The organism is Hydrogenophaga sp. (genome assembly GCF_035481345.1).
In the GTDB taxonomy this organism is placed as follows: Bacteria; Pseudomonadota; Gammaproteobacteria; order Burkholderiales; family Burkholderiaceae_C; genus Hydrogenophaga.
This window is the reverse complement of sequence record NZ_DATIGV010000066.1, coordinates 1-4398: the sequence shown is the minus strand read 5'-3', so window position 1 is coordinate 4398 and position 4398 is coordinate 1. Positions and strand designations below refer to the sequence as shown.

The following is a 4398-nucleotide window of genomic DNA, read 5'->3' as shown; positions in this document are numbered from 1 at the left end:
CCGCCGGTGAGCTCCCCGCCCCCCGTGAGCTCGCCTCCGCCAATGGCGCCGCCGCCCACGATGCAACCCACGCCGGTGCCGCCCATCACCACGCCGCCAAGCCCCATGCCGTCGCCGGCCCCGGTGCAGCCACCCACGACGCCGATGCGCCCGGCCGGTTGAGCGCCTTCTCGCCCTGCGCCGGGCCAACCCCCTCAGGTCACCGGCGCGGGGTTGAACAGCACCAGCTGGTTGTGCAGCTTCCAGCGCTCGGCCCAGGTCTTCTGGCGACCGCTGGCCACGTCGAGCATGAAGCGGAACAACTCCCAGCCCACGTCCTCGATCGTGGCCTGCCCGTCGGCGATGGTGCCGGCGTTGATGTCCATCAGGTCGTGCCAGCGCCGCGCCAGATCGCTGCGCGTGGCCACCTTGATCACCGGCACGGCCGCCAGGCCGTAGGGCGTGCCCCGGCCGGTGGTGAACACGTGCAGGTTCATGCCGGCCGCCAGTTGCAGCGTGCCGCAGATGAAATCGCTCGCGGGCGTGGCCGCGTAGGTCAGGCCCTTGGTGCGCAGCTTCTCGCCCGGTGACAGCACGTGCCCGATCGGCGCGCTGCCCGATTTCACGATCGAGCCCATGGCCTTCTCGACGATGTTGGACAGCCCGCCCTTCTTGTTGCCCGGCGTGGTGTTGGCGCTGCGGTCCACGCTGCCGCGCTTCAGGTACTCGTCGTACCAGGCCATCTCGCGCACCATGGCCTGCGCCACCTCGGGCGTGGTGGCGCGCGCCGTCAGTTGCGCGATGCCGTCGCGCACCTCGGTGGTCTCGGAGAACATCACGCTCGCGCCGGCGCGCACCAGCAGGTCGGTGCAGAAGCCCACGGCCGGGTTGGCGGTCACGCCGCTGAACGCGTCGCTGCCGCCGCACTGCACGCCCACCACCAGCTCGCTGGCGGGCACGGTCTCGCGGCGGCGGGCGTTCAGGCGCTTCAGGTGCTGCTCGGCCTGGCGCAGGATGGAATCGACCATCGACATGAAGCCGACGTGGGCTTCATCTTGAAGACAGACCACGTCCAGGCCTTCTTCTTCATCGGCACCGCGCGCGTCGCTGATCGGGATGCTGCCCGGCGGCAGCAGCCGCTCCGGCTGCAGCTTCTCGCAGCCCAGGCTCACCACCATCACCTCGCCACCGAAGTTGGGGTTCTGGCTGATGTGGCGCAGCGTGCGGATGGGGATCACCGCGTCGGGCGCGTCGATGGCCACGCCGCAGCCGTAGCCGTGTTCCAGTGCCACCACGTCGTCCACGTTCGGGTACTTCGGCAGCAGCTCGGCCTTGATGCGCTGCACCGCGAAGTCGGTGACACCGGCCACGCACTGCACGGTCTGTGTGATGGCCAGGATGTTGCGCGTGCCCACCGACCCGTCGGGGTTGCGGTAGCCCTCGAAGGTGAAGCCGTCCAGCGACGCCAGCGGCTCGGCACCGCGCGTGGCCATGGGCAGGTCGTCCAGGCCGCGCGCCTCGGGCATCTTCAACAGGCGCTCGTGCACCCAGCTGCCGGCGGGGATGTCATTGAGCGCGTAGCCGATGGGCACGCCGTAGCGCAGCACGGCCGCGCCCTGCGGCAGGTCCACCAGCGCCAGCTTGTGGCCCTGCGGCACCTTGTCGCGCAGCACAAGGCCACCAGGCAGTTCCGTGCCGGGCGGCAGGCCGCCGTCGTTGGCCACGATCGCCACGTTGTCGTCGGCGTGCATGCGGATCGTCAACGGGGAGGTCGGCGGCGCCACGGCCGCGCGGCTCGCCAGGGTCTCGGACATTGGCGTCTCCTATGATTCGGCGCGCTCGCGACGATCCGGACCCGGTGCCGGAGGCCTTACGTCAAGCGCTTGGTACCGGTACCATTCTACGCCGCACATGAAAGAATCCGACAACTCCCGGCGTTCCCGACGCGGCAGCGGGGCCATCACCGTGCGCGACGTGGCCCGCCTCGCGGGCGTCGCGCCCATCACCGTCTCGCGCGTGCTGAACACGCCCGCGCAGGTCTCGCCCGACGTGCGGCAGAAGGTGCTGGAGGTGATCCAGAAGACCGGCTACGTGCCCAACCGCATGGCCGGCGGCCTGGCGTCCTCGCGCAGCCGGCTCATTGCGGCGGTGGTGCCGAGCACGGTGATGTCGGTGTTCATGCCCACCATCGAGGCGCTGAACGAGACCCTGTTCGACGCCGGCTACCAGTTGATGCTGGGCCAGTCCGACTACTCGGCCGAGCGCGAGGAGGCGCTGCTGGAAGCCATCGTGGGCCGCCGGCCCGACGGCATCTTCCTCACCGGCATCCTGCGCCCCAGCCAGGGGCGCACACGGCTGCTGGCCTCGGGCATTGCGGTGGTGGAGACCTGGGACCTCACGCCCACGCCGATCGACATGCTGGTGGGCTTCTCGCACGCGGACATCGGGGCCGAGGTGGCGCGTTTCCTGATCGGCAAAGGGCGGCGCAAGCTGGCGCTGATCCGCGCCGAGGACGAACGCGCGCAGCGACGCGCCACCGCGTTTGCCGAGGTGGTGCGCCGCGCCGGCCTGAGCGAGGTAGCGACAGTGAACGTCGGCGCCTCACGCTCGCTGCGCAGCGGGCGCGACGCGCTGGGCCGCCTGCTGACACAACAGGCCGACGTGGACGCCATTTTCTGCAGCTCCGACCTGCTGGCGCTGGGCGTGGCCACCGAAGCGCGCGTGCGCGGCATCGCCGTGCCCGACGATCTGGCGCTGGTGGGCTTCGGCGACGTGTCCTTCGCGGCGGACATGGCGCCGGCCTTGAGCACGGTGCGCATCAACGGCGCAGAGATGGGACGGCTGGCGGCGCGCTGCCTGATCGACCGGGCCGAGGGGCGCGAGGTGTCGCCTTCGGTGATCGACGTGGGATTTTCGATCGTGGAGCGCGAGACTTCCTGAGAGGGTTTCTCCGGGGCCGCGGTGGTCGTTCCGCTTGCCCCGGCTGGTCCTGTCATCGGCGCGATTTCTCGCCGGGCAATGGCACACGTGCCAGTCGCTCGGCCATGCGCGTCTGCCAACCCGGGCCCGTGGCGCGCCATCGCTCTATGACGTCGGGCGGCAAGCGCAGGCTGATCAGTTGCTTGGGCTGCTCGGATCGCGGACGGCCGGCCTTGCGCACCACACCGCGCTCCAGCATGTCGTCCGTGAGTTCAGGCAGTTCCTGGTACTCCCGCGGCCGAATGCGATGCGCGTCACTTCGCTTCAGATCCGAACCCAAGGTACGGGGCGAGACGTTCTTGCTCACGGGCATTGGCCTTTCGCATGCATAGTCCTTGCGCACATCCTCCACCTCAAAGGTGTGCCCGTCGAACACGGTGGCGGCATCCTCGAAATCCAGGCCCCGCTCGGTCAATGCACGCTGGCGTTTGCCTGGATCGTAGGTGATGCGCATGAATTTTCGTAGATACGAAAAAGCCAGTCAACGGGAGCAAGGGCCGAAAGACGCGCATCTTCATCGCAGCAAAAGGACCATGCCGCCCGGGGGTATGGCTCGAGCGCGGGTTCCGACAAACCCCCGTTGACGAAGGAATTTGGTACCGGTACCATGCCCACCGGATTCACTTGGTACCGGTACCAAATGGAGACCCCATTCCCACCCAACAGGAGACAAGCCACATGAAAAAGATGCTGTTCGCGCTGGGCGCGACCATGACCCTCACCACGGCCATGGCCTGGCCCGACAAGACCGTCACCATCGTGGTCCCGTTCCCGCCCGGCGGCTCCACCGACATGATCGCCCGCACCCTGCAGCCCAAGCTGCAGGAAAAATTCGGGGGCACCTTCGTCATCGACAACAAGCCCGGCGCCACCGGCACCATCGGCGCCACGCTCGTCACCCGCGCCGCACCCGACGGCCACACCCTCTTCGTCTCCTCCCTCGGCCCCTACGTCATCGCGCCGCACCTCACCAAGGTGACCTACGACGCGACCAAGGACTTCGACTACATCACCGTCGCCGTGCAGGCGCCCAACGTGCTCGTGGTGCCCGCCGCCTCGCCGCACAAGAGCATGGCCGACGTGTTGGCCTTCCAGAAGGCCAACCCCGGCAAGATGACCTTCGCCTCCTCCGGCAACGGCAGCAGCGACCACCTCACCGCCGAGCTCTACTGGCAGCAGACCGGCACCAGCGGCGTGCACGTGCCCTACAAGGGCGGCGGCCCCGTGATGACCGACCTGCTGGGCAACCAGGTCGATTCGTCCTTCATGAACATCAACACCGCCATGCCGCAGATCAAGGCCGGCAAGCTGCGCGCGCTGTCCATCACCAGCGCGCAGCGCTCCGCCCTGCTGCCCGACGTGCCCACGCTCGACGAACTCGGCATCAAGGACGCCAACGTCTACTCCTGGCAGGCCGTGGCGGCGCCCAAGGGCCTGCCC

General features: G+C 68.8%; 4 protein-coding genes. 2 read left to right on the top strand and 2 right to left on the bottom strand.

Annotated elements, in window-relative coordinates; all coding sequences use genetic code 11:
* Positions 1 to 194: 194 nt before the first annotated feature.
* Positions 195 to 1793: a galactarate dehydratase gene (gene garD, locus VLG41_RS07045; protein WP_325348682.1), complete on the bottom strand. Its 1599-nt coding sequence runs from the start codon at positions 1791 to 1793 to the stop codon at positions 195 to 197.
* A 97-nt stretch (positions 1794 to 1890) separates the two neighbouring features.
* On the opposite strand from garD, the gene VLG41_RS07040 reads away from it, so the two are divergent.
* Positions 1891 to 2919 (top strand): LacI family DNA-binding transcriptional regulator, encoded by a 1029-nt coding sequence (locus VLG41_RS07040; protein WP_325348681.1) that lies wholly within the window; start codon positions 1891 to 1893, stop codon positions 2917 to 2919.
* 52 nt (positions 2920 to 2971) lie between these two features.
* On the opposite strand, the gene VLG41_RS07035 is transcribed toward VLG41_RS07040, so the two are convergent.
* A complete protein-coding gene (locus VLG41_RS07035; protein ID WP_325348680.1) occupies positions 2972 to 3412 on the bottom strand; it encodes a BrnA antitoxin family protein in 441 nt (146 codons plus the stop codon).
* Between the two features lie 224 nt (positions 3413 to 3636).
* Between VLG41_RS07035 and VLG41_RS07030 the strand changes: the two genes are divergently transcribed.
* Positions 3637 to 4398 (top strand): tripartite tricarboxylate transporter substrate binding protein (locus VLG41_RS07030; RefSeq protein ID WP_325348679.1); only part of this gene is annotated, 762 nt, incomplete at its 3' end.

What these genes read in the sequence shown, in the direction of transcription:
- garD (WP_325348682.1), bottom strand. Translation starts at nt 1,793, where the DNA reads ATGTCCGAGACCCTGGCGAGCCGCGCGGCCGTGGCGCCGCCGACCTCC.
- VLG41_RS07040 (WP_325348681.1), top strand. Translation starts at nt 1,891, where the DNA reads ATGAAAGAATCCGACAACTCCCGGCGTTCCCGACGCGGCAGCGGGGCC.
- VLG41_RS07035 (WP_325348680.1), bottom strand. Translation starts at nt 3,412, where the DNA reads ATGCGCATCACCTACGATCCAGGCAAACGCCAGCGTGCATTGACCGAG.